We start from the raw sequence: 23,524 nt of genomic DNA, 5'->3' as shown, positions 1-23,524 counted from the left end.
TGCGTACGCTAGCCACCGTCGTGCCACCTGCACACCGGGATTTGTACGGCCGAGGACCTGCATCCGCTGAGCCAGCCGAGATTCCTGCGTTAGGGGCTGCCGCCGCAAGACCGGTCTGGCTGGTCATGTCGGCGCGCACGCCGACTAGCGAACGAGTGTGAGCAGTGCCCAGATCGCCAGGCCGCCCAGCATCAGGCCGGCGATTCCGGCGGCCGTCCGCGAGGTGCGCAGAGCGGTGGCCGGTCGAGCAGACAGCCGGTACGTGGCGCCCAAGTACATGGCGACAGCGCTGGCGGCGAGCGCGACAAGCCATGCTGACAGGAGTAGGGCTTCGTTGAGCGGCAGCGCCACGGCGCACCTCCCGGTCGTTGTCCCCCACTCGTCAGTAGACGCCTGGCACGTGGTGGCCGGGCGGCTGCGCGGTGAACGGTGGATGGCGAGGCTGTTGCCGCATGAGGCGTACCGCACTGTTCGCCTGACCGACGACTCGGTGTGACGTCTCAGCCAGGTCCATCAACATCTATATATTCATGACTGGACATCACCCACACCACTGCCACCACGATCATGGATCCGACGACGAGGTGCCGTACGGACAGGTCGAGGTCCCCGCAGGCTTCGGCCGACGGGCGCTTCTCGCCGGTGCCGGCGGGACGCTGATGCTGGCCGCGCTACCGACCGCGGCCCGGGCGGCCAACACGACGACGGCCGGCGCCCCGACCGCGGCGGTCGGCGCCAGCCGGACATCCCTGATCACCCAGGGCACGATGCTGGTCCACACCGACATGCACAACCACACGGTCATGTCGGACGGTGACGGCAGCGCCGAGGCCGCGTTCGCCTCGATGCGCGAGGCCGGTCTGGACGTCGCCGCGCTGACCGATCACGCCACGCTCTTCTCCATCGACGGGCTCAGTTCGTCCGAGTGGCGGACGACCGGTGACCTGGCCAACGCGGCCAATGACCCGGGCCAGTTCACCGCGATCCGCGGGTTCGAGTGGTCGCATCCTCTGCAGGGGCACATCAACGTCTGGAACACCTCCGACTTCGCCGACCTGTTGCGGGCCGGCAGCCCCGGCAGCCTGTACAACTGGCTCGCCGGCCGGCCCGGAGGCCTGGCGAGCTTCAACCACCCCGGTCGGGAGGCGGGCCGGTTCAACAACTTCTCCTTCAACGCCTCGGCCCGCGATCAGCTCGTGGGGCTGGAGATGTTCAACCGGACCGACGACTTCCTCTTCGAGGGCTGGTCGTCGGGCATGGCGTCGCCGCTGGTGGCGTGCCTGAACGCCGGTTGGCGGCCGGCGCTCACCGGCGTCACCGACGAGCACGGCACCACCTGGGGCTTCCACGAGGGCAAGGGGCGCAGCGGCCTGTGGGTCGCCGAGAACACCCGCGCCGCGGTGTTCGAGGCGATGGCCGCCCGCCGTTCCTTCGCCACCCGTGTCTCGGGGCTTCGGGTGGACGCCACCGCCAACGGCGTACGCATGGGTGGGGTGCTGAACGTGTCCTCCGGCGACGTCCGGTTCCTGCTGGACCTGGACCGCGGCTCGGCCTGGGACGGTAAGCCCCTACGGATCCAGGTCCTCCGTCCCGGCACCTCGGCGCCGACCGTCGTCGACGTCATCGACACCGTCAACGGTCGGGTCACCGACTTCACCGTGCCGCTCGACGTCACCGACGGCGACTGGGTGGTGCTCCGGATCTCCGACCCGTCCCTGTCCAACGGCACCCCCGGCCCGGCCGGTCACCCGTGTAACGACTTCGGCGTGGCCTACACCAGCCCCTGGTGGCTCCGGCCCTGACCTCCGAGGTGCCGGTGCCGGCACGGCGGACCAGCCGCAGACGGCTGCGTCGGTCGTGCCGGGACCGGCTTCGGCTCCGCGAGATGGTCGCGCCCCGGCGTGGTCAGCGAGGTAGCGGAGGCAGCGTCGGGCTGTCGAGCCAGGCATCGAACAGATCGTCCAGGGGCGCGCGGGCGAAGCGCTGGGCGTGCAGCCGGAACTGCTCGCTCGTCACCGTCGAGTGCCGGTGCTCGGCGACCCAGGCTCGCAGGAGCGCGAAGAACGACTCGTCCCCGACCCGCTTCCGCAGGGCGTGCACCGTGAGCGCACCGCGCTTGTAGACCAGCGGGTCGAACATCCGGTCGACGCCGGGATCGGCGACGATGACGGTCCGGGGGCGGTCCGCGATCCACGCGTACCACCGCGCGGCCAGGGCGTCCGTCGGTAGGTCGCCGCAGACACCGGACCACAACCACTCGGCGTACGTGGCGAAGCCTTCGTTGAGCCAGATATGCCGCCAGTCCGCCACCGTGAGGCTGTTGCCGAACCACTGGTGGGCCAGTTCGTGCACGACAAGCCGCTCGTGCGTGCGCCGTCCGTCGACGTGGTTCCGTCCGAAGACGGCCATGCCCTGCGCTTCGACGGGATCGTCGAGGTCGTCGTCGGCGACCACCACGACGTACTCCCGGAACGGGTACGGCCCGAAGAGCCGCTGCAGCGCCGACATGATCTCACCGTGCCGACCGAAGTCGTGGGCGACGTTCCGGCGCAGCGCGGGCGGGATCGCAGCGCGCTGCACCACCTCACCGACAGCCAGGTCCACCACCTCGTAACGTCCGATCTGGACGCTCATCAGGTACGGCGAGGTGGGCTCGCGCCGCTCGTACACCCAGGTCGTGCTGCCCGCGCCTCGCCGCTGGAGCACGGGATCACCGGTCACCAGGACGGTGTACGGGGAGGAGGTCGTCACTGTCACCCGGAAGGTGGCCTTGGCGCCGGGCTGGTCATCGCACGGAAACCAGGACGGCGAACCGTTCGGCTGGCTGGCCACGAGTACCCCGTCGGTGAGTTCCTCCCACCCAAGTTCGCCCCACCGGCCGGAGATGGGCACCGGCTTTCCCGCGTACCGGATCTCCACCCGGAAGGTGTCCCCGGCGGCGATCGGCCGCTCGGGTTTGATCTGCAGCTTGTTCGGCCGGTGCAGGTACTTCGCCGGGTGCCCGTCCACCCGGACGTCCTGGACCCGGAGCCGACCGAGATCGAGGGTGAACCGCGACAGCGACTGCCCGGCCACCGCGGTGATGTCCGCCCGGCCACCGAGACGGTTCGACACGACCCGGTAGTCGAGCTCGAGGTCGTAGTGCAGCACCCGGTAGCCGCCGTTGCCGTGCTCGGGCAGGTAGGAGTCGCTGGAGCGACCGGCGCCGGGCGTTGCGCCGCCCGACGCCGACGCCTTCGGATTCACGCCGACCGCGCCGCTGGCGCCGCCCAGGTGGTGATCGGGTTACCCAACCACCGGCTGTCGCACGGCACGGCGTCGCCGCGGGTCACCAGCGAACCGGGCCCGACGGTGGTCCGCGCCCCGATGCTCGCGCCCGGCAGGACGATGCCGTGCGGGCCCAGCGCGGCTCCCGCGCCCAGTGTCACCACGTCCATGCTCATCACACGATCATGGAACAGGTGGGTCTGCACCACACAACCGCGGTTCACCGTCGCGCCGTCGCCGAGGCGCACCAGGTCGTACTCGGGCAGCCAGTAGGTCTCCAGCCAGACGCCTCGGCCGATCTTCGCACCGAGCGTGCGCAGCCACGCCGTCAGCAGTGGCGTGCCGGTCGCGAAGCGGACCAACCACGGCGCGGCAAGGACCTCGACGAACGTGTCGGCCAGCTCGTTGCGCCACACGAAGGAGGTCCACAGCGCCCGCTCGGCCACCCGGAAGCGCCCGACCAGCAGCCACTTCGCGGCCGTCGCGATGGCGGCGGCGACGATCGCCGCGCCCAGCAGCACCGGCCCGGCGGCGAGCGCTGCCGCCCACCACCCGGCAGCCCGCCAGACGAACGCGAGTACGGCCAGGACGCCGATCGCCAGTGCGCCGGCGCACATCACCGGCACGATCCGGCACAGCTCGATCGCGGCCCGTGCCAGCTTCAGCCGGAGCGGCGGGTCGAAGGTGCGGCTGGTGTCGGCGGCTTCGACGGTCCGGCGCAGCGGCATCGGCGGCGCGCCGAGCCACGACGAACCCTTCTTCGCCTTGAACGGCGCCGACGACAACACCCCGACCAGCCCACGCTTCGGCACCGAACGCCCGGGCGCCGCCATTCCCGAATTGCCGAGGAACGCCTGCTTACCGATGCGGGCCGGGGCTACCCGCAACCACCCGTGGCTCAACTCGTATGTCGCCACCATGGTGTCGTCGGCCAGGAAGGCCCCGTCGGCGACAGTGGTCATCGCCGGCAGTGCGAGCACGGTGGACGCCTCCACCCCGCGCCCCACCTTCGCGCCCAGCAACCGCAACCACACCGGCGTGAAAAGACTGGCGTAGAGCGGGAACAGCCCGACCCGGGCCATCCCCATCAGCCGCTCGGTCGTCCACACCTGCCACGCCACCCGCCCCTGCACAGGGTGGTACCCGGCGCGAAGGCCGATGCTCAGCGCCCGGACGGCCCCGAGCACCAGCAGCGCATAGCCCACGACGTAGACAACGGTCGCCACCGCGACAGCGGCCAACACGGCGCCGACCGCCGGTCGGACGGCGAGCGTCCAGCCGAGCAGGGCGAGCGCCGGCAGGGCGGCCACGACCGGAACCAACCCCAGCACCTGGGCGGTCATCCCGTACGCGAGCGGCCAGAGGCGTGCCCCCATCCGGGACCGAGGGGGACGCTGCCCGGGCCACCCGTCCGAGTCCTTGCCAGCGGCTGCGGCGGGGGAGCCCGCCCACCGCTGGTTGGCCGGTACGGCGCCGGCCACCGTCGAGCCCGCGGCGACGCGGGCGCCCTTGCCGATCCGAGCGCCCGGCATCAGGGTGCTGCGGGATCCGACCCGGGCGTCGGCACCGACGCGAACCCTGCCGATGCGGACGACATCACCGTCGACCCAGTGGCCGGACAGATCGACCTCCGGCTCGATCGCCGCGCCGCGGCCGAGCTTCAGCAGGCCGGTCACCGGCGGCGCGGAGTGCAGGTCGACGTCGGCCCCGATCTGTGCGCCGAGAGCCCTGGCGTAAGTGATCATCCAGGATGCTCCGGCGACGCTGGTGGCACCGGTCAGCTCGGCGAGGCGTTCGGCGGCCCACACCCGCAGGTGCACGCCGCCACCGCGTGGGTAGCTGCCGGGGCGTACACCGCGCAGCAGCAGTCGCGCTCCCGCGGCGGCCAGGGCGATCCGGCCCAGCGGACTGAACAGCAGAAGCCAGCCCAGCGCCACCCACCACCAGGACACGGCAGGTGCCCAGGGCGCCGGCGCGAGCAGGACGAGGACGTTGCCGAGGGCGGCCAGGACGGTCAGCCAGCGCAGCCCGACCAGCGCGAGCATCGGCACCATCAGCGCGGCCTGGATCAGCCCGGCGCGCCTCGGCGCCGGCCGGACCTCTCGTCGCGTCGCCGCCGTGGTGTCGAGCGCGTCGAGCACGGCCGCGAGCCGCGACAGTTTCGGGTGGAGATAGATGTCGGCCACCGAGACGCGCGGGTGCCGGCGCCTGATCCATGCCACCAGTTGCGCCGCGTTCAGGCTGCCGCCGCCGTGGGTGAAGAAGTCGGCGTCCGCCTCGGTGGGGCGTACACCGAGAATCTCCGCCCAACCGCCCGCGAGCCATTCCTCCGTCGCGGTCAGCTCACCCGCTGCGTTCTCGGCGGTGGCCAGCGGCCAGGGCAGCGCGGCCCGATCCACCTTGCCGGACGTCCGGGTCGGCAGCGCGTCCACCACGGCCAGCAGCGGCACGAGCGCGGCCGGCAGCTGCTCACGGATCCGCAGCGCCGCCGTCGCGGCATCGAAGGCGACGCCGTCGTGCGGAACCACGTACCCCACCAGCAGTTGGTTGCCCGCGGCGGTGCGCTGCACCGCTGCGGCGGCACCGGCGACGCCGGGCAGCGCCTGCAGCGCGGCGTCGATCTCACCCAGCTCGATCCGGCGTCCGCCGAGCTTCACCTGCTCGTCACCGCGGCCGACGAACAGGAGCCCTTCGGGCTCCGCCCGGACGATGTCCCCGCTGCGGTACGCCCGTTGCCAACCGAGCGCGGGCAGCGCCGCGAACTTCTCGGCGTCCTTGCCCGGATCCAGGTAGCGGGCGAGCCCCACCCCACCGATCACCAGCTCGCCGGTCTGGCCCATCGCCACCGGAGTGCCGGAGCCGTCGACCACGGCGAGCTCCCAGCCGGCCAGCGGCAGCCCGATGCGTACCGGTCCCTCGCCGGTCATCCGCGCGGCGCAGGCGACCACGGTCGCCTCGGTCGGCCCGTACGTGTTCCAGACCTCCCGGCCCTCGACGGCCAGGCGCTGTGCGAGTTCCGGTGGGCAGGCCTCCCCACCGAAGATCAGCAGCCGGACCTCCTCCAGCGCCTCGACCGGCCACAGCGCGGCGAGCGTCGGAACCGTCGACACCACCGAGATGCGCTGCTCGGCCAACCACGGACCGAGGTCGACGCCGCTGCGGACGAGCGACCGCGCGGCCGGCACCAGACACGCGCCGTGCCGCCACGCCAGCCACATCTCCTCGCAGGACGCGTCGAACGCCACCGACAGCCCGGCCAGGACCCGATCCTGCGGGCCGATCGCCTCGCTGGCCTCGTCGGCGAGGAACAACCGCGCCTCGGCGTCCACGAAAGCGGCCGCCGCCCCGTGGCTGACCGCAACCCCCTTCGGGGTGCCCGTCGAGCCGGAGGTGAAGATGATCCAGGCGTCGTCGTCCGGGCCGGGCGGGCCGGTCCGACCCGCGGGGGTACGGCGCAACGACACCGTCAGCCCGTCACCGAGGACCGCCACGACTCCCGCCTCGGCGAAGACGAGTTCGGCGCGTTCCTCCGGATCGTCCGCGTCGACCGGCACGTAGGCCGCGCCCGCCGCGAGAACGCCGAGGATCGCCAGGTACAGCTCGGCCGTACCGGAGGAGATCCGGACGCCCACCCGGTCCCCGACACCGATGCCGTGCCCGGAGAGCGACCTCCGTACGGCCTCGACCTGGTCGGCCAGGTCGCGGTACGTCAGCGCCGTAGCGCCGTCGTCGAGGGCAGGAGCCTCGGGGTGCGCGCGTACGGAGTCGTCGAGAATGTCGACAAGCGTGCGGCGGGCCGGGGCCGAGGGGGATCGGAACACCGCCGGGGTCACCGGTGCGGTGGCTACCGGAGGTAGCGCGACCACCTGCAGATCACTCGTCACGGGCACCGGGCGTTCACCATCTTCACCTCACGGATCGGCGTCAACCAGGCGTGCGGCATGCGGACCCGCCCTGGGCAGCCCTCAACGCTACGTCGCACCCGGTCGAGAAGGCGGGTAAGCAACGGCTTCGTGTCCACCACCACAGCGACCCGTTGCGGGGGGCGTCGAGCGCTGCGACATGCCGCCAACCGACCGACACCGATGCCGCAGCCCTCTGCACCTACGGAGGCGGCCGACGACTTCGCGTGCCTACTCAGGCAGTGTCGTCGCTGCGGATGTGAACGGTCCCGCCGCCGCTGCGCAGATCCTCCGTCACCTGCTTCTCGGTCAGGGCGACAAGATGCGAGTCGACGGTCGCCTCGTCCTTGAGCCGCGCGTGCGTTTCGTGGACGCGGGCGGAAAGCTCAGCGTCGTCGGCGTCCGGGAAGCGTTGTTTCAGTGTCTCGACCTGACGTTGTAGGGCGATCTCCGGGTCAACGAGACCGCCGGTGGCTGCGGGTTCGGTCATCACACACCTCGCCTGTCGTCCTCTGTGTCTTGACGATGGTTGCCCCGAACATCCGCTCGGCACTCATTCGTTCGCGCAAAGTTCACCTCCGGCGCTGTCCACCAAGCGGCCATCCAACAACCTAACCTCCTAGGATGCCGTACGGGTTGTGCTCCAACCGGCTCGCGTCATCCGCGATTCCGAACAGCGCACTGCATGTCCCAGGCCGGCGGTGACGGTGAGCCGGCGCACGGGCCTCGAAGCGGTGTCCGACCCCGGCTGTCCGCCCTTCCGGCGTAGCGCTCTGCCCGAGAAGCGTGACGCTACGGATCTGGCCGCTCACGTGCTGAAAGGACCGCGGTAGCCGTCAGGAGCGGTTGAAAATTCGCGCCCAAAATCGGTAACCAAACCGGCCGGTCGACCCGTCAGTCAGGTGACGGATCGCCACCGCGGGCGGTCGGGCCGAGGAGGGGGCAGGGGACATGGGCGACGTTCGTGGGCGTTTCAGGGACGACCTGGCCCGACACCCTGCGCCGCCGTTGGGTGACCTGGTCGAGCAGTCGGTGGTGCAGGGCCGCCGGCTGCGCCGCCAGCGCCGTCTGGCGCAGTTCGGCGCCGGCGGATCGGCGTTGGCGGTGCTGCTCGTGATCGGCCTGGCCGCCGGGCCGTTCGGCGTCGGTGCGGATGACGCCGGTCAGCCAGGCGGGCTGAGTGTCGGTTCGCCGGGTGGGTCGGTCGACACCGCCACACCGTCTCCGGCTGGGGTCCCGGACAGCGCCGCTCCGGGCCGGTTCGAGGGGGGCGCCGACGAGGATCCGCGAGGAGACCCCTATCGGCCGGTGCCGCCGACCACGGTGATCGATACCGTGAGGATGAGGCCGGAGCCGGACGGCGAGCTGCTGACCGCCACACCGCAGGGCGCTCTGGATCTGCTGGGCCGCCTTCTGCCCAAGGGGGACACCAGCGGTTTCGCGAACCTGCAGAGCGGCGGGGCGGGTCCCGGCATGCCGTACGTCCAGCTCTTCCTGGATCGAGGCGATGGACCGGGCATGGTGCGGCTCTCCATCTACCAGGACAACCTCGGCGGCGACCCGCCCACGGGGACGGTGGAGCTGACCGAAGTACCCGACGACTGCGTGCGGAACAAGGTGGTCACCGTGCACCACGGCGGTGGCCTCCAGGTCGATCTGATGATCTCCACCTGTCTGGTCTGGGAGGGCAAGGGGACGTCGCCGGCAGCGCCCGTCCTCTCCGTGAAGGAGGCGACCTCGATCGCCGCCAACCCGAGCTGGGGGACAAAACTGCCGGCCGAGTTCGTCATCAGCGGTGCCAAGAGGTTCCCGACGCTGGCCCGGTCGAATGGCTGACGAAGACTTCGTGGAGTTCGCGCAGGCGGCCGCTGGCCGCCTGCGCGACGCCGCGTTCCTGATGTGCCGCGACTGGCATCTCGCCCAGGACCTCACCCAGACGACGCTGGCCAAGGTGTACGCCCACTGGAGGCGGGTCCGCCGGGCCGACGACCCCCACGCGTACGCCCGCAAGGTACTGCTGCGCTGCATGATCGACCAGCAGCGGCGGCGCTCCAGCCGCGAGTTGGCGATGTCGGCGCCCCCGGATCGGGGCGAGGAACATCCGGCCGAGCTGCGCATGACGTTGCTGGACGCGGTCGCCACCCTGCCGCTACGGGATCGGGCGATCATCGTCCTGCGCTACTGGGACGACCTGAGCGTGGAGACGACTGCCGAGGTTGTCGGCGTCTCCACCGCCGTCGTCAAGAGCCAGAGCATGCGCTCCCTCAACCGCCTGCGCGAGTTGCTCGGCGAGACCCGTTCCGAGCTGTTCGCCGAGGAACGCCATTGACCGGTCCCGTCGGCGGCCGGGGTGCGGCGGATCCCGGTGGTGTCGGTGGCAACTGTCTGCGTTTGGGGAGGTTTTCGGTGTCCGTATCGAGCAGCAGAAGGTGCCGAGGCCGGAGCCGCGGCAGAGGCCGAGGCTCGCTCGCTGTCGTGCCGGCGGTCCTGTTGGCGTTGGCGGTGATGGCCGCGGGCTGTCATCGGTCGGAGCCCGACGTCGGCCCCGATGAACGACACGCCGCAACCGCGGAACGGGCCGATTCGAGCATGCTGCTGGGGGCGGGCGATCTGGGTTCGGGCTGGCATGAGGACGAGGCTCGAACCGGTCTGCCGCCCTGGCCGTGGGAGCAGGACAGCTGCCCCAATTATCAGAGCAGCGACTACCCGGCCAAGTCGCATCGGCGCGCTGCCGTGCAGCGCTCCTACCGGCCGTCCGACGGCTCGTCGCCGGCCCACCACGTGGTGGAGACGTACGAGCCTGGATGGGCCGAGCGGAATGTCGACGACGTCCGTCAGGTCCTCCTGCGGTGTGCGAGCTACCTGGTGCTGGGATCGCAGGTCTCGTTCGACGTCGTCGATCCACATTATCTGGAGGGCGTCGGCATGCTCATTCGAGGACGCATCGCGCATGCCGAACTCCCGGATACCGTCACGTACGTCGTGCTGCTGAGACGAGGCGAGACGGTCTCGACGGTCAGGCTGCCCGACTCGGGCAGCCAGGCTGCGGTGGACGCGATCGCGGCGAAGGCGGTGGCCCGTCTTGGCTGAGGGGGGAGGTCGGCCGCTGCCCCGCCGCTGGGTCGTCTCCGCGGTCACCTTGTCTCTCGCCGGCGTCGCGACGGCGGCCTTCGGTGCCACGCGGGGTGGCTCCGGCGACGGAGCCGGCCCATCGCGCAGTTCGTCCCCTGCCCAGCCGGTCCCCACGACGCCAGCCGTCGACCGGATCGAGCAGGCGACAACGCGCATCAAGGCCTACCTGCAGCGGTACGACGGCCGCGTGGCGGTCGCGGCACTGGATCGACAGGGAACGGCTGCGGTGACGGTCGGCAGCAGACGGTTCGAGACCGCCAGCATCGTCAAGGTCAACATCCTCGCGGCCCTTCTGCTGCGCCAGCGACCGCCGGGCAAGGCCCTGGGTGCTGACACCCGACGGTGGGCCGAGGCCATGATCGTGTCCAGTGACAACGACGCGGCGGTCGCCCTGTGGCAGCGGATCGAGGGCTCGCGCGGCCTCACCGCCGCGAACCGCGCACTCGGTCTGCGGGAGACCAAACCCAACCCGCACTGGGGGCTCACCACGACCACGGCTGCCGACCAGCTGCGCCTGCTGACCGCGCTGACGTCGCCGACGGGACCGCTGACCCCGCAGGACCGTGCTTTCGTCATGGACCTGATGAAGAAGGTGATCCCCGAGCAACGATGGGGAGTCACCGCCGCGCGGGAGCCGGGCAATCGTTCCGTGTACGTCAAGAACGGCTGGGACACCGTTGACGTCGACGGCGGCCGCTGGCTCGTCAACAGCATCGGACGCATCGTCGAGGCCCGTCATGACTGGCTGATCGCCGTGCTCTCCGACCATCACGTGAGCCAGAAGGAGGGCATCCGCGTCGTCGAGAAGGTCGCCACGTACGTGCTCAAGGAGATGCGCGCCGCCACAGCGGGCGACGGTCCTTCCCCGGGGTAGACCCGACGTCGGGGCAGGCCGACCGTGGTTTGGTCGACCTGCCCGGGCCGGGGCGCTCGTCACCGTCGGCAGTAAAAGAACTCAGATCTTGTACCCATCCGTCTGCGGGTCGGCCTCGAATGCCTGATGACAGCAGCAATTGAGTACAAGCATCTGAGGAGTTCGTATGAAGCGGCGCCTGTTTGCCACGGTCGGCGTAGTCGCGGTGCTGGCCCTGTCCGCCTGCGGCGGCACCGACACCGAGGGCACCGCCAGCGGCGCGAGCGGCGCGCCGAGCACGTCGGCCAGCGCGCCGATGGTCTCGGCGTCGCCGTCGATGATGATGTCGGGTCAGTTCGGCTCGGGCTGCGCGGCGGTGCCGATCGATCCGTCCAACCCGGGAAGTTTCGAGGCGATGGCAAAGGTGCCGGTGGCCACCGCCGCGTCCGGTAACCCGCTGTTGTCGACGCTGGTGACGGCGGTGAAGAAGGCCAACCTGGTGGACTCACTCAACGGCGCGCAGGGCGTGACGGTGTTCGCGCCCACCAACGACGCGTTCGCCAAGATTCCGAAGGCTGACCTGGACAAGGTCCTGGCCGACGACGCCATGCTGAAGAAGATCCTGACCTACCACGTGGTGCCGACCCAGTTGTCTCCGGACACCCTGGCCGGCACCCACAAGACGTTGCAGGGCGACGACGTCACGGTGACCGGTGGTGGCACGTCGTTCACCGTCAACGGCACCTCGATGGTGGTCTGCGGGAACGTCTCGACGGCCAACGCCACCGTGTACATCGTTGACAGCGTCCTGATGCCCAAGAGCTGATGGTGTCCACCACCAACGAGCCCCGGCCGGCGACTCGCCGGCCGGGGCCGTCCCGGAGCGTGCCCGCCGTCCGCGGCCTCGTCGTCGGCGTGCTGAGCGCCGGGGTTGCCCTCGGCGTGGCGCATCTCGTCGCGGCGCTGGTCAATACGGCCGCCGATCCGGTGCTGGCGGTCGGCAGTGTCGCTGTCGACCTGGCACCGCAACCGGTCAAGGCATTCGCCATCCGCACCTTCGGCACCAACGACAAGGTCGCCCTCCTCGCCGGCGTCTACACCCTGTTGGCCCTGAGCGCGGTCCTGCTCGGCGCGGCGACGTTACGACGACGCCGTTACGGTCTGGCCGGCCTCGCCGCGTTCGCCGGTGTCGGTGTCGCGGCCGTCCTGTCCCGCCCGACGGCGACGCCGGTGGACGTCCTGCCGGTGCTGGCGGGCGCCGGCATCGGGATGGCCGCGATGCTGGTGGTGGCGCGTGCCGCTCGGACGGTCCCGGGCCCGGGACCGGGTCGGCCGCGGCTGCTCAACCGCCGCCAGTTTCTGGCCACGGCGGCGGGGACAGCGCTCACCGCCGGCGCCACGGCAGCCATCGGCCAGACCGTCGGTCGTCGCAGCGCCGTCGGTGCCCGGTCCCGCGCCGCCGTTCGGATACCGCCGCCAGCGCAACCCGCGCCGCCGCTACCCGGTGGCGTCTCCGCCGGCGTGGACGGGGTCTCGGCGTTCCTCACCCCCAACCGGGACTTCTACCGGGTCGACACCGCCCTGACCGTTCCGCAGGTCGACGTGGAAACCTGGCGGCTGACCCTGGACGGCGCGGTCGACCGGCCCCGTACCTGGACATTCGACGACCTCCTCGCCCGCGGCGTGGTGGAGCGCGACATCACCCTCAACTGCGTCTCCAACGAGGTCGGCGGCCCCTACGTCGGCACCGCCCGCTGGACGGGGATCCCCCTGGCGCCGCTGTTACGCGAGGCGGGCATCCGCGCCGGGCAGAACCAGCTCGTCAGCCGTTCCGTGGAGGGCATGACCATCGGCACCCCGCTCGAGGCGGTCCTCGACGGTCGCGACGCGCTCCTGGTGGTGGCCATGAACGGCGAAGCCCTGCCCCTGGAGCACGGCTTTCCCGTCCGCATGCTCGTCCCCGGCCTGTACGGGTACGTCGGCGCGTGCAAGTGGCTCACCTCCCTGGAGGTGACCACCTTCGACGCCTTCGACCCCTACTGGGTGCGACGCGGGTGGGCCGCCGAGGCACCCGTCAAGACCGCGTCGCGCATCGACACCCCGAAACCCTTCGCCCGACGGCGCGCCGGCCCCGTGATGATCGCCGGTGTCGCGTGGGCGCAACGTCGGGGGATCACCGCCGTGGAGGTGCAGATCGACGACGGGCCGTGGCGGCAGGCCCGCCTCGCCGACGGCCCCTCACCGGACCTGTGGCGGCAGTGGACCTACCGCTGGGACGCCACCGCCGGCAGCCACACCCTGCGGGTACGGGCCACCGACGCCACCGGCACCACCCAGACCGACCAACGGGCCGCGCCCTTCCCGGACGGTGCGACCGGCTGGCACAGCACCACCGTCACCATCACCTGACCCGGCCGACGGGTCGCCGTCCGGACCCCGGAAAAGAATCCGGGCCGGGACCAATCCGGTGGACGGGAGGCGACGAATCCCTCACGACAGCACCTGAGCATCAACGCCGTACCCCGGCGGAGACGGAGACTTGTTGTGAGATTGTCCCGAGCCCTGCTTGCCGTGCCCGCGGCCGCGCTGGTCCTCGCGTTTCCGGGCGTCGCGCACGCCGACGAGAGCGTGCAGGTCCAGTTGCAGGACCTCAACGAGACCGGCGCGACCGGTACCGCGACGTTGACCGCGACGAGCAGCGGCGACCTGAAGGTCATGATCCGGTCGAAGGGCATGACGCCGAACTCGCCGCACGCCCAGCACGTGCACGGCGCCGCGAACGGCATGGACTTCCACTGCCCGGACAAGTCCGCCGACGCCAACGGCAACGGCTACGTCAGCACCGAAGAGGGCCTCAAGATGTACGGGGACATCTTCATCTCGTTGACCACCACCGGTGACACGACCAAGGCCAGCGGCCTGGCGGTGGACCGGATGCCCACGGCCGACGCGAGGGGCAACCTCAGTTACGAGCGCACCATCCCCGCCGCGGACCTGCCCACGGGCACGATCGCGCACCTGAAGGACCTGCACCTCGTGCAGCACGGCATCGACGCCAACAAGAACGGCAAGTACGACTTGGAAGCGCTCGGCGAGTCGACGTTCGCCAAGTCCGTCGGCGTCAACGGCATCCCCGCCGAGGCCACCGACCCCGCGACGTGCGGCATGGTCAGCGGCGCGGCCGCTGGCTCCGTACCCGCAGGGGGTGTCGCCACCGGCGACGGCAGCACCTCCGGCGGATCGCCGATGATGATCTACGCCGTGGGTGGCCTCGCGCTGCTCGGCGCCGCCGGTGCGGTCGTCGCGCGACGCCGGCTCGCCGGCGAGCGCTGAGCCGACGGCGATCGTGATGGACACCGGCGACGCGCCACTGCCGGCCGGCCGCCGCCGGGGGCGACACGCGCTCCTGGCGGCGGCCGGCATCCTCACCGTGACGGCGGCCCTGACGATCGGCGTCGCGGTCGCCAACCGGGGCGGCGACCCACCCCGACCCGACGCGTCCGCCGCGGCACCCGCCGCCAACGCGTCGCCGGTCCCGGCGACCAGGCCGGGGGAGTTGACGTCGGGACCGCTGATGGCCGGATCGCCGCCGACGCGGGTGTCGATCCCGTCACTGAAGGCCACCGCCGCGATCGTCCCCCTCGGCCTGCGGGCGGACGGCGCGATGCAGGTTCCGGACAGCGCCACCGACGTGGGCTGGTTCACCAAGGCACCGATGCCCGGCGCTCTCGGCCCGGCCGTGCTGGCCGGGCACGTCGACTGGAAGGGCCGCCGCGGAACGTTCTTCGACCTGGGCAAGCTGCCCGTCGGCGCCGGGATCACCGTCGACCGTCAGGACGGCAGCACCGCGACGTTCACCGTCACCAAGGTCGAGCAGCACCGCAAGGACCGCTTTCCCACCGCCGAGGTGTACGGGGCGACCGACCACGCGGCGCTACGCCTGATCACCTGCGGCGGCGAGTTCGACGACACCACCCAGCACTACCGCGACAATGTCATCGTCTACGCGCGCCTGGCCCACGCTCATCCCGCCTAAGCACCGAGAACGCGGCGGCACACCGAAACCGTCGCCCGCACAGGAGAGGACATGCCGAGAATGAGCGGTGACCCGGAACAGGCGCGGCGGTTGCGACCGGTGCCGCCGGACACCGCGACCCCACCGAACGCCGACGAGCTGCTGCCGCGGGTGGCGCGGGGTGACGAGGCGGCGTTCGCCACGCTGTACGACGCCATGGCGGGCAGGGTCCTCGGCCTGGCCCGGCGGGTCGTCCGCGATCCGGCGCAGGCGGAGGAGGTGACGCAGGAGGTGATGGTCGAGGTGTGGCGCACCGCCGGCCGCTTCGACGCCGGCCGCGGCTCCGCCTCGGCGTGGATCCTCACCATGGCGCACCGCCGCGCGGTGGACCGGGTGCGCTCCGAACAGGCCCACACCAACCGCACCCAGCAGGTCGCCGCGAGCGAGACGCACGTCCCGTACGACGAGGTGGTGGAGGATGTCACCGCCCGGTTGGAGCGGGAACAGGTCCGCCGGTGCCTGAGCCGGTTGACGCCGGTGCAGCGGGAGTCGGTGACCCTGGCCTACTACGGCGGTCACACCTACCGAGAGGTCGCCGAGAAGTTGCAGACACCGCTGCCGACGGTGAAGACGCGGATGCGCGACGGGCTGATCCGGATGCGCGACTGCCTGGGCATCGAGATGGAGGGACGGGCATGAGCGCCGATGTTCACACCCTCGCTGGTGCGTACGTCCTGGACGCGGTCGACGACGTCGAGCGGGCTGCGTTCGAGCGGCACCTGGCCGAGTGCGAACCGTGTCGCGTCGAGGTGGCCGAGTTACGGGAGACCGTCGCGCGCCTCGCCGACGACACCGTCATCGAGGCGACCCCGCCGGGGTTGCGGGAGCGGACCCTCGCCCAGGCGGCCCGGACCCCGCAGCTGCGCGTCAACGCCGCGGGTGCCAGCGGCGGACGGCAGGCAGGCAGGTGGCGGCAGCTCACCGTGGCCGCCGCCGCAGCCGTCCTCGTGGCCGGCGGCGCGAGCGCGGTCACCTGGACCGTCAGCAACGACCGGATCAGCGACGAGCAGGCCAGCAGCGAGCAGGCCCGGCAGATCGCCGCCGTCCTGGACGCCCCGGACGCCCGGGTGTTCGAGCGGCCGCTGCAGCCCGGTGGCGCCGCCACCGTGGTGGTCTCCCGCGACCGCGACCGCGGTGTGGTGCTGCTGCGCGACCTGCCCGCGCCCGGTGCCGGGCGGATCTACGAGCTCTGGCTCATCCGGGGCAGCGAGCCCCGTAAGGTGGGACAGCTCGCCGAGGGCGACAGGGCGTCGACAATTGTCATCGGCCCGGTCTCCGACGCGGGCACGTTCGGCGTGTCCAACGAGCCCGTCGGTGGCTCCGCAGCCCCCACCCGGATCGTGGGTACGGTCGAGCTGAGCTGAGCGCAGCCGGGCCGGGCCGGTCCGTCACCTCCACCCATCCGGACGGCGGACCGCTCCGAATCACTCACATGGATGACGAGTTGCTCGCCGGCCGGTACCGCAGGCTCCTGCTGACGGGGGACACCGCGGCCCCGGGGCGCGTCTGGCTGGCCCGCGACGAGGTGCTCGACCGGCACGTCGCGCTCAGGCAGATCGCTCTACCGGGATGGGTGAGCGACGCCGAGCGGTCCCGGTTGCGGGACAGAACGCTCGCGGAGGTACGCGGTTTGGCCGGTCTGGATCATCCAGGTGTGGTCGGGGTGTGGGACGTGCTGAGCACCGACGGATACCTGTGGCTCGTCATGGAGCACGTACCCTCCCGTTCCCTGTCCGAGGTGGTTGCCACCGACGGTCCGCTGGCACCGGTCGAGGTGGCGCGGGTCGGCCTGCACCTGATCGCCGCACTAAGTGCCGCCCACGCGGGGGGAATGATGCATCGGGAGGTCCGACCGCACAACGTACTGCTCGCCGACGACGGTCGGGTCATGCTCGCCGGGTTCGGTCTGTCGATCTTCGACACCCGGGATCCGGCGACCGTCACCAGGGCGACCCTGCCGACGGTCCAGTACGTCGCACCGGAGTGTGCCCGCGACGGGAGATCCACCCCCGCCACCGATCTGTGGGCCCTCGGCGCGACGCTCTACCTGGCCGCGGAGGGCCGCCCGCCGTGGGATCGGCCCTCGACCCTGGCCACGCTTGCCGCCCTGGCCACCGAGACGCCGGACCGGATGACCGCCCGGCCGCTCGAACCCGTGATCACCGGGCTCCTGCTGCGCAACCCCCGCCAACGGCTGTCCGCGCGGGAGGCCCGCGACCAGTTGGAGCAGGTGGCCGCGGCGACCGTACCCATCGAGCCCGTGCCGACGTCCCGAGCGCGCCGCTGGCGGGCTGTGCGCGCCACCGCGCGCCGTCGGCCGACGGTCCCAATCGCCGCGGACGCGGCAACCACCGTGGTCATTCCGGTTCTGGCGCCAACCACCCGCGATCGGACGACCGGCTGGGCGTTCGCCGGCGCCGTGGTCGGTCTGCTGGCGGTCGTGGCCGTCGTCGTCACGGCAACCGGCGCCGTGATGGGCGGCTTGCGCGGCCAGGACAGCCTTCCGGTGGCCGAACCGGGCGGCGCGGCGGCCGGCGCGGGGGAGTCGACCGCGGCGGCGCCGCCGGCTCACCCTTGCCTGGACGAGGCCGCCTCCAGTGCGGCCGAGCCTCTGCAGGAGCCCGGCGTGCCGCTGCCGTATGCCCTGCCGAACGGGTGGGCGTGGCACCAGGACCCCACCGGCTTTCTGCTGGCGGTGCCCGAGGGATGGACCCGGCACACCGAGGGAGCGCTGGTGTGCTTCCGCGACCCCGCCGAGGTGCGGGCCATCGCAGCCGACCCCGCCGCCACAGCTTCGTCCGTACCGTCGAAGCGGTGGGAGGCCGCGGAGCGCGACGCGCTGAACAGCGGGGCGCTGCTCGGCTACCAGAAGATCAGCATCGGGCCGGTCATCCGCCCGGGCGGCGCCGCGGAGTGGGAGTACACCTGCGATCAGGCCGGCGGTGAGCGGCTGCACGTCCGCCGGTTGGTGGTCAACGAGGACAAGATCCGCGCTTACAGCCTGTCCTGGATCACCCAGGACAGCCAGTGGAACGAGACCGAGACTTTCCAACGACTAGCCCTGGCAAGCTTCCGCCGAGACTGACGCTCTCCCGTTCAGATCGCGTCACCAGGCCCAGGTGCCGGGGCTGGTGTTGGTCACCAGAACGCCGATGCCGTAGTCGCTGATAATCACGGCGGCGTAGCGGTCTTTGTCGTACACGTTGAGCTTATATTGCTCGCCCTTTTCCGACCATTGCCAGTAGTCGTTCTTGCCGGACTGCGGCGAGAAGGACTGCAACTGCGACATGGTGGCGGGCGCCAAGCCGTCGACGTCAAGGCTCTCGGACCTGCTGCCGCCGGTCCAGGTGACGTTTCCGGTCAGTGTCTCGCTGGAGATGTTGACAACAAAGAAGTCGAACGACCCGCCGCCTGGCATGGAGCCTTTGTCCGCACCGTCAGATTCTTTCAAGGTCTCAATCCCCCGACTCGGACCCGGCGTCGACCGGCCGGGATGAGGTCAGAATAGGGCGGCAAAAGTGTCCTCGGGGCGAAATCGGATGGGCCGCCGGCCCGCTGGCCGTCGGGGGTTGTTTGCCATCTTCGCCGCCCATCACCAGGTCGGATGGCACCCTGGGCACGTGGACTGGGCAGGGAGCCCGGGGAAGCTGGCGTCGGGATTACGGTGAACGGCCTCTGATGCGTACCGCGTTGATCGTAGTAGCCACGCTGGCGGCGGCGGTGGTCGTGGACCTAATCTCCGGCGTGCTGGTCCGCCGCGTAGCCCATGGCCGTTACCAGTGGCTACTGGAGCCGATGCGGCGCGCCTGCCGCCGCCCGGCGGCAGCGGTCCTGCTGGTCGGGGCGCTGAACTACGTGCTGCCGTTGGGGCCGGCCGGATGGCAGGGTCATCTGCGACACGTCGTCCTGGTGGCCCTGGTCGTGTCCGGGGCATGGTTGGTGATCAAAGCGTTGCACGTCGCCGAGGGGGTCGCGTTCAGCCGACTGCGGGATGACGCGGTCGCCAGTCGGCGGGTCCGGCGGGCTCGCACCCAGATCCGCCCCATGCGGCGGCTCACCGTCGCCGTGGTCACGATCGTCGCGATCGGCCTGATCCTGATCACCTTCCGGCCGGTACGCCTCTTCGGCGTCTCCGTGTTGACGTCGGCGGGAGTGGTCGGCGCGTTGATCGGCCTGTCCGCCCGTACCGCGCTCGGCAACGCGTTCGCCGGTGTCCAGGTCGCCTTCGCCGACGGTCTGCACGTGGGCGACGTGCTGGTGGTGGACGGCGAATGGGGCCGGGTCGAGGAGGTGAAGCTGACAAACGTGGTGATCCGGCTCTGGGACGAGCGGATGCTCATCCTGCCGACCACGTACTTCACCGAGCGGCCGTTTCAGAACTGGACCCGCAACGAGTCTCGGGTCGTCGGCAAAGTCCAGATTCATGTCGACCACACCGCCGATCTGACCGACCTACGCCGGGAGGCACGCCGGCTGGTCGAGTCCTCGCCACTGTGGGATCGCGACCAGTGGGTGCTCCAGATGGTCGACTCCACCCCGCAGACGGTGGTCGTCGAGGTGCAGGCCTCGGCCGCCGACGGCGCCAGCGCCTGGGACCTGCGCTGCGACCTGCGCGAGGGACTCATCTGCTACCTGCGCGACCACCATCCCCAGTGGCTGCCCCGCACCCGCAGTCAGTACCAACCCTGACCACAGGTCGTACGTGCCGCCCGCCCATGGTCCTTCTTGAGTCCAAGGACGACCGCCGGTGGGTCGCGGATGATCAGTTGCCGGCCCTCGCCTCGCCCTCGTCGCCCGGATGGCGCCACGGCGGCGGGGCCTCCTCACCCCGTTGAGAGTCCAGCGGGTTCTCGTCGGCCTCCGTGGTCCGCTCGAAGCTCGGGCGGCGGGTCTGCTCCGGCTCGGGTACCTCGATGGGACGGGCACCGGACTGTGGAGTCTGTTGGTCGCTGGCCACGGCCCGACCGCGGTGGGCACCGTCAACACCGGGCGCCTCCGGCAGGTGCTTCTCGCGGTGCAGTTCCTCGCCGACGCTCTGCGGGGGCTTGGCGGCGCGTTGCGGTAGGTCACGGCCGAGGTCGGCGACCAGAATGCCGTACTTGGCGTCAAAGGCGGGGCGTTCGGAGCGGATCCGGGGCATGCGGTCGAAGTTCCGCAGCGGCGGCGGGCAGGTCGTCGCCCATTCCAGGGAGTTTCCGTACCCCCAGGGGTCGTCGACGGTGACCGCGGCGCCGAAGCGCCAGGATTTCCAGATGTTGTAGATGAAGAACAGGGTGGACGCGCCGAGCAGGAACGACCCGATGGTGGAGATGGTGTGCAGGGTGGTGAAGCCGTCCTGCGGTAGGTAGTCGGCGTAGCGGCGGGGCATTCCGCGGTTACCCAGCCAGTGGTGGACCAGGAAGGTGGTGTGGAAACCGACGAACATCGTCCAGAAGTGGACCTTGCCAATTCGTTCGTCGAGCAGTCGGCCGGTCATCTTCGGGAACCAGAAGTACACGCCGGAGAACGCGGCGAAGACGATGGTGCCGAAGAGGACGTAGTGGAAGTGCCCTACGACGAAGTAGGTGTCGTGGACGTGGAAGTCGACCGGTGGGCTGGCCAGCAGCACGCCGGTGAGGCCGCCGAAGAGGAACGTGACGAGGAACCCGATGGCGAACAGCATCGGGGTCTCGAAGGTCAGTTGCCCCTTCCACATGGTGCCGATCCAGTTGAAGAACTTGACCCCCGTGGGCACGGCGATGATGAAGGTGGTCGCTGAGAAGAAGGGCAGGAGGACCTGGCCGGTGGCGAACATGTGGTGCGCCCACACGTTCAGGGAGTAGAAGAAGATCACCCACAGTGCCAGGACCATGCCCTTGTAGCCGAACAGCGGTTTCCGCGAAAAGACCGGCAGCACCTCGCTGATGATGCCGAAGAACGGCAGCGCCACGATGTAGACCTCGGGATGGCCGAAGTACCAGAACAGGTGTTGGTAGAGCACCGGACCACCGTTGGCGGCGTCGTAGATGTGGCTGTCGAGCACGCGGTCGGACAGCAGGGCGAGAAGCGTCGCCGACAGCAGCGGGAACACCACGATCGCCATCAACGCGGTGATGAACATGGCCCAGGTGAACAGCGGCATCCGCCACATCGTCATCCCCGGGGCGCGCAGGGTCAGGGTGGTGGTGATCAGGTTGACTGATCCGAGGATCGTGCCGACGCCCGAGAGCACCAGCCCGATGGCCCAGAGGTTGCCGCCCACCCCCGGTGTGTGCTCCACCTGGCTCAGCGGCGGATAGGCCGTCCATCCGAAGTCTGCAGCACCTGCCGGGCTGATGAAGGAACCGAGCACCATCAGGCCGCCGAACAGGTACAGCCAGTAGGCCAACGCGTTCAGCCTGGGGAAGGCGACGTCAGGTGCGCCGATCTGCAGGGGTACGAGGTAGTTCCCGAAAGCGAAGGCGAGCGGCGTGGCGAACAGGAACATCATGATCGTGCCGTGCGAGGTGAACAGCTGGTTGTACTGCTCCTGAGAGAGGAACTGCATCCCCGGGCGGGCCAACTCGCCGCGCATGAGCAGCGCCTCGATGCCCGCGGCGATGAAGAAGAAGAACGACGAGATCAGGTAGAGCAGGCCGATCTGCTTGGCGTCGGTCGTGGCGAGCAGCCTGAGCAGGGTGTTGCCGGGCACTGCGCGACGCAGCGGCCCAGGGTAGCCGCCGAACTCCGCCCGAGCGAGGATCGCCACCGGACGATCTTGACCAGGCTCAGTACTCGCTGACTTTGGCATGACTCACTCCGAGACCTGGCTCCGTAAGACGCTCAACGATCGTAAACGAGTCGAACCACAACGAAACCCGCTTATCCGGCAACTCCCTCCTATCGCACGTTGATGTTCGACTGGTGGTCGTGGTGACGTTGGATTCGAGCGCCGGTCGGCACCTCGTCCGGTGTGCCCGCTCGGTCACCGACGACGTCGTCGGGCCGCGACCCGGCGCCTGCGGAGTTCCGACGGGCGGGCGACCATCCTGTGTGGTCGGCCAGCACCATGGCGCTCACGACTGTGCAGCGGTGAGTGACTGGTTAACGCACAGGAATCGACACTGAGTGACTGATTAGTCAGCTACCGTGACACTGAGTGGCCGGTTAGTGGTGCCGTCTGGCGGGAAGCCAGCGGTCGACCAGGCGTACCGGTGACCCCGATCGGAGGACTCATGGTCGTTAACCAAGCAGGTGCCCTCACCCGTGATCGTCCACTGCGCATCGCGATGGTAGTGCCACCCTGGCTGCCTGTGCCGCCCCCGGGCTACGGCGGGGTGGAGCAGGTCGTCGCCGGATTAGTGGACGCCCTCGTGCTGCACGGGCACGCGGTGACCCTGTTCGGCGCGGGCGACCAGCACGGCACCGCGGCCCGTAGTTTCGTCTCCACCACGCCCGATGTGCAATTCGCGCGGCTCGGCGAGTCGCTGCCTGAGCTCGCACATCTGGCCCGAGTGAAACACCTGATCGGGGCGGCGGACTTCGATCTGATCCACGACCACACCGTGGTCGGCCCGCTGGTGGCCGGGCGCCGCGCCGTGCCGACGGTGGCCACCGTGCACGGCAATCCGGTGGGCGAGCACGGCGACGTGCTCAGCGACACCGACCCGGGAGTCGGCCTGGTCGCCATCTCGCACGGGCAGCGTCGGCTGAACCCGGGGCTGCCGTGGGCCGGGACGGTGCACAATGCGTTGGACCCCCGGAGCATCCCGCACAAGGCCGAACCCGGCGCCGGACCGGTGCTGTGGCTGGCCCGGTTCAGTCCTGACAAGGGCCCGGACGTGGCGATCCGCGCGTGCCGGGCGGCCGGGTTGCCGCTGCTGCTCGCGGGCAAGTGCAACGAGCCGGCCGAACGCCAGTACTACGACGAGGTGATCGAGCCGATGCTCGGCGAGGACGTCACAGTGGTTTTCAACGCCGACCGGGAGGCCACCCTGCGGATGCTGGTGGATGCCCGGTGCCTGATCATGCCCATTCGGTGGGAGGAGCCGTTCGGCATGGTGATGGTGGAGGCGATGGCGACCGGTACGCCTGTGGTCGCGCTCGCCCGAGGCGCGGTGCCGGAGCTGGTCCGCTCCGGGGTGACCGGGCTGGTCTGCGAGCGGTCCGAGGAACTGCCGGACGCGCTGCGCGCCGTGCAGCAGCTCGACCCGGCGGACTGCGTGGCGCACGTGGCGGAGAACTTCTCGACCACCCGGATGGCGTACAGCTACGAGGCGGTCTACCGGCGGTTCCTGGCCAGCGCCGTGCCGGGTCAGACGTAGGCATGCAGTGGCG

At 70.6% G+C, this 23,524-nt stretch carries 20 protein-coding genes; 14 read left to right on the top strand and 6 right to left on the bottom strand.

Features of this window, described 5'->3' with window-relative positions; all coding sequences use genetic code 11:
* Positions 1–144: 144 nt before the first annotated feature.
* Positions 145–351: a hypothetical protein gene (locus tag ACIBD9_RS20200; RefSeq protein WP_396719689.1), complete on the bottom strand. Its 207-nt coding sequence runs from the start codon at positions 349–351 to the stop codon at positions 145–147.
* A gap of 179 nt (positions 352–530) precedes the next feature.
* On the opposite strand from ACIBD9_RS20200, the gene ACIBD9_RS20195 reads away from it, so the two are divergent.
* On the top strand, positions 531–1,802 hold the full coding sequence (locus ACIBD9_RS20195; protein ID WP_396719687.1) for a CehA/McbA family metallohydrolase: 1,272 nt from the start codon (positions 531–533) through the stop codon (positions 1,800–1,802).
* Between the two features lie 103 nt (positions 1,803–1,905).
* Here ACIBD9_RS20195 and ACIBD9_RS20190 read toward each other — a convergent pair whose 3' ends face one another.
* The 3 genes from ACIBD9_RS20190 to ACIBD9_RS20180 all read right to left on the bottom strand — a co-directional run bounded on the left by ACIBD9_RS20190 (position 1,906) and on the right by ACIBD9_RS20180 (position 7,659).
* Positions 1,906–3,246 (bottom strand): M1 family metallopeptidase, encoded by a 1,341-nt coding sequence (locus ACIBD9_RS20190; RefSeq protein WP_396719685.1) that lies wholly within the window; start codon positions 3,244–3,246, stop codon positions 1,906–1,908.
* Positions 3,243–7,157, bottom strand: coding sequence for a Pls/PosA family non-ribosomal peptide synthetase (locus ACIBD9_RS20185; RefSeq protein ID WP_396719683.1), 3,915 nt, complete (start codon positions 7,155–7,157; stop codon positions 3,243–3,245). Before ACIBD9_RS20185 ends, ACIBD9_RS20190 begins: the two co-directional genes overlap by 4 nt.
* Positions 7,158–7,404: 247 nt before the next feature.
* Positions 7,405–7,659, bottom strand: a complete 255-nt coding sequence (locus ACIBD9_RS20180; RefSeq protein WP_387174962.1) for a three-helix bundle dimerization domain-containing protein — start codon at positions 7,657–7,659, stop codon at positions 7,405–7,407.
* 461 nt (positions 7,660–8,120) lie between these two features.
* Between ACIBD9_RS20180 and ACIBD9_RS20175 the strand changes: the two genes are divergently transcribed.
* From ACIBD9_RS20175 to ACIBD9_RS20125, 11 genes are all read left to right on the top strand, one after another.
* The gene (locus ACIBD9_RS20175; RefSeq protein ID WP_396719681.1) at positions 8,121–9,005 is read left to right on the top strand and encodes a hypothetical protein; all 885 of its coding nucleotides are present in this window, start codon (positions 8,121–8,123) and stop codon (positions 9,003–9,005) included.
* Entirely contained in the window at positions 8,998–9,498 is a 501-nt protein-coding gene (locus ACIBD9_RS20170) for a SigE family RNA polymerase sigma factor (protein WP_396719679.1), read from the top strand. The genes ACIBD9_RS20175 and ACIBD9_RS20170 overlap by 8 nt, the downstream gene beginning before the upstream one ends.
* Before the next feature lie 146 nt (positions 9,499–9,644).
* Positions 9,645–10,259 (top strand): hypothetical protein, encoded by a 615-nt coding sequence (locus ACIBD9_RS20165; RefSeq protein ID WP_396719677.1) that lies wholly within the window; start codon positions 9,645–9,647, stop codon positions 10,257–10,259.
* On the top strand, positions 10,252–11,175 hold the full coding sequence (locus tag ACIBD9_RS20160) for a serine hydrolase (protein ID WP_396719675.1): 924 nt from the start codon (positions 10,252–10,254) through the stop codon (positions 11,173–11,175). The genes ACIBD9_RS20165 and ACIBD9_RS20160 overlap by 8 nt, the downstream gene beginning before the upstream one ends.
* A 166-nt stretch (positions 11,176–11,341) precedes the next feature.
* A complete protein-coding gene (locus ACIBD9_RS20155) occupies positions 11,342–11,980 on the top strand; it encodes a fasciclin domain-containing protein (protein ID WP_396719672.1) in 639 nt (212 codons plus the stop codon).
* A gap of 2 nt (positions 11,981–11,982) precedes the next feature.
* Positions 11,983–13,563 carry a molybdopterin-dependent oxidoreductase gene (locus ACIBD9_RS20150; protein ID WP_396719670.1) on the top strand — a complete coding sequence of 527 codons (1,581 nt, stop codon included), beginning with the start codon at positions 11,983–11,985 and terminating at the stop codon, positions 13,561–13,563.
* A 135-nt stretch (positions 13,564–13,698) separates the two neighbouring features.
* On the top strand, positions 13,699–14,487 hold the full coding sequence (locus ACIBD9_RS20145; protein WP_396719668.1) for a hypothetical protein: 789 nt from the start codon (positions 13,699–13,701) through the stop codon (positions 14,485–14,487).
* The gene (locus ACIBD9_RS20140; protein ID WP_396719665.1) at positions 14,447–15,190 is read left to right on the top strand and encodes a class F sortase; all 744 of its coding nucleotides are present in this window, start codon (positions 14,447–14,449) and stop codon (positions 15,188–15,190) included. The genes ACIBD9_RS20145 and ACIBD9_RS20140 overlap by 41 nt, the downstream gene beginning before the upstream one ends.
* Positions 15,191–15,250: 60 nt before the next feature.
* Positions 15,251–15,868, top strand: a complete 618-nt coding sequence (locus tag ACIBD9_RS20135; RefSeq protein WP_396719822.1) for a sigma-70 family RNA polymerase sigma factor — start codon at positions 15,251–15,253, stop codon at positions 15,866–15,868.
* Entirely contained in the window at positions 15,865–16,593 is a 729-nt protein-coding gene (locus ACIBD9_RS20130; RefSeq protein WP_396719663.1) for an anti-sigma factor domain-containing protein, read from the top strand. Before ACIBD9_RS20135 ends, ACIBD9_RS20130 begins: the two co-directional genes overlap by 4 nt.
* A 68-nt stretch (positions 16,594–16,661) precedes the next feature.
* Entirely contained in the window at positions 16,662–18,314 is a 1,653-nt protein-coding gene (locus ACIBD9_RS20125) for a serine/threonine-protein kinase (RefSeq protein ID WP_396719661.1), read from the top strand.
* 21 nt (positions 18,315–18,335) lie between these two features.
* Here ACIBD9_RS20125 and ACIBD9_RS20120 read toward each other — a convergent pair whose 3' ends face one another.
* Positions 18,336–18,680 carry a hypothetical protein gene (locus ACIBD9_RS20120; protein WP_396719659.1) on the bottom strand — a complete coding sequence of 115 codons (345 nt, stop codon included), beginning with the start codon at positions 18,678–18,680 and terminating at the stop codon, positions 18,336–18,338.
* A gap of 227 nt (positions 18,681–18,907) precedes the next feature.
* Between ACIBD9_RS20120 and ACIBD9_RS20115 the strand changes: the two genes are divergently transcribed.
* Positions 18,908–19,918: a mechanosensitive ion channel family protein gene (locus ACIBD9_RS20115; protein WP_396719657.1), complete on the top strand. Its 1,011-nt coding sequence runs from the start codon at positions 18,908–18,910 to the stop codon at positions 19,916–19,918.
* Between the two features lie 73 nt (positions 19,919–19,991).
* Here ACIBD9_RS20115 and ctaD read toward each other — a convergent pair whose 3' ends face one another.
* Positions 19,992–21,998 carry a cytochrome c oxidase subunit I gene (gene ctaD, locus ACIBD9_RS20110; protein WP_396719655.1) on the bottom strand — a complete coding sequence of 669 codons (2,007 nt, stop codon included), beginning with the start codon at positions 21,996–21,998 and terminating at the stop codon, positions 19,992–19,994.
* Positions 21,999–22,422: 424 nt separating this feature from the next.
* On the opposite strand from ctaD, the gene ACIBD9_RS20105 reads away from it, so the two are divergent.
* A complete protein-coding gene (locus ACIBD9_RS20105) occupies positions 22,423–23,511 on the top strand; it encodes a glycosyltransferase family 4 protein (protein WP_396719653.1) in 1,089 nt (362 codons plus the stop codon).
* Positions 23,512–23,524: the final 13 nt, after the last annotated feature.

Origin of the sequence: Micromonospora sp. NPDC050784 (genome assembly GCF_044456765.1) — a bacterium.
Lineage (GTDB): Bacteria > Actinomycetota > Actinomycetes > Mycobacteriales > Micromonosporaceae > Micromonospora > Micromonospora foliorum.
The sequence above is the reverse complement of the archived record's forward strand: the minus strand, read 5'-3'. Positions and strand labels throughout refer to the sequence as shown.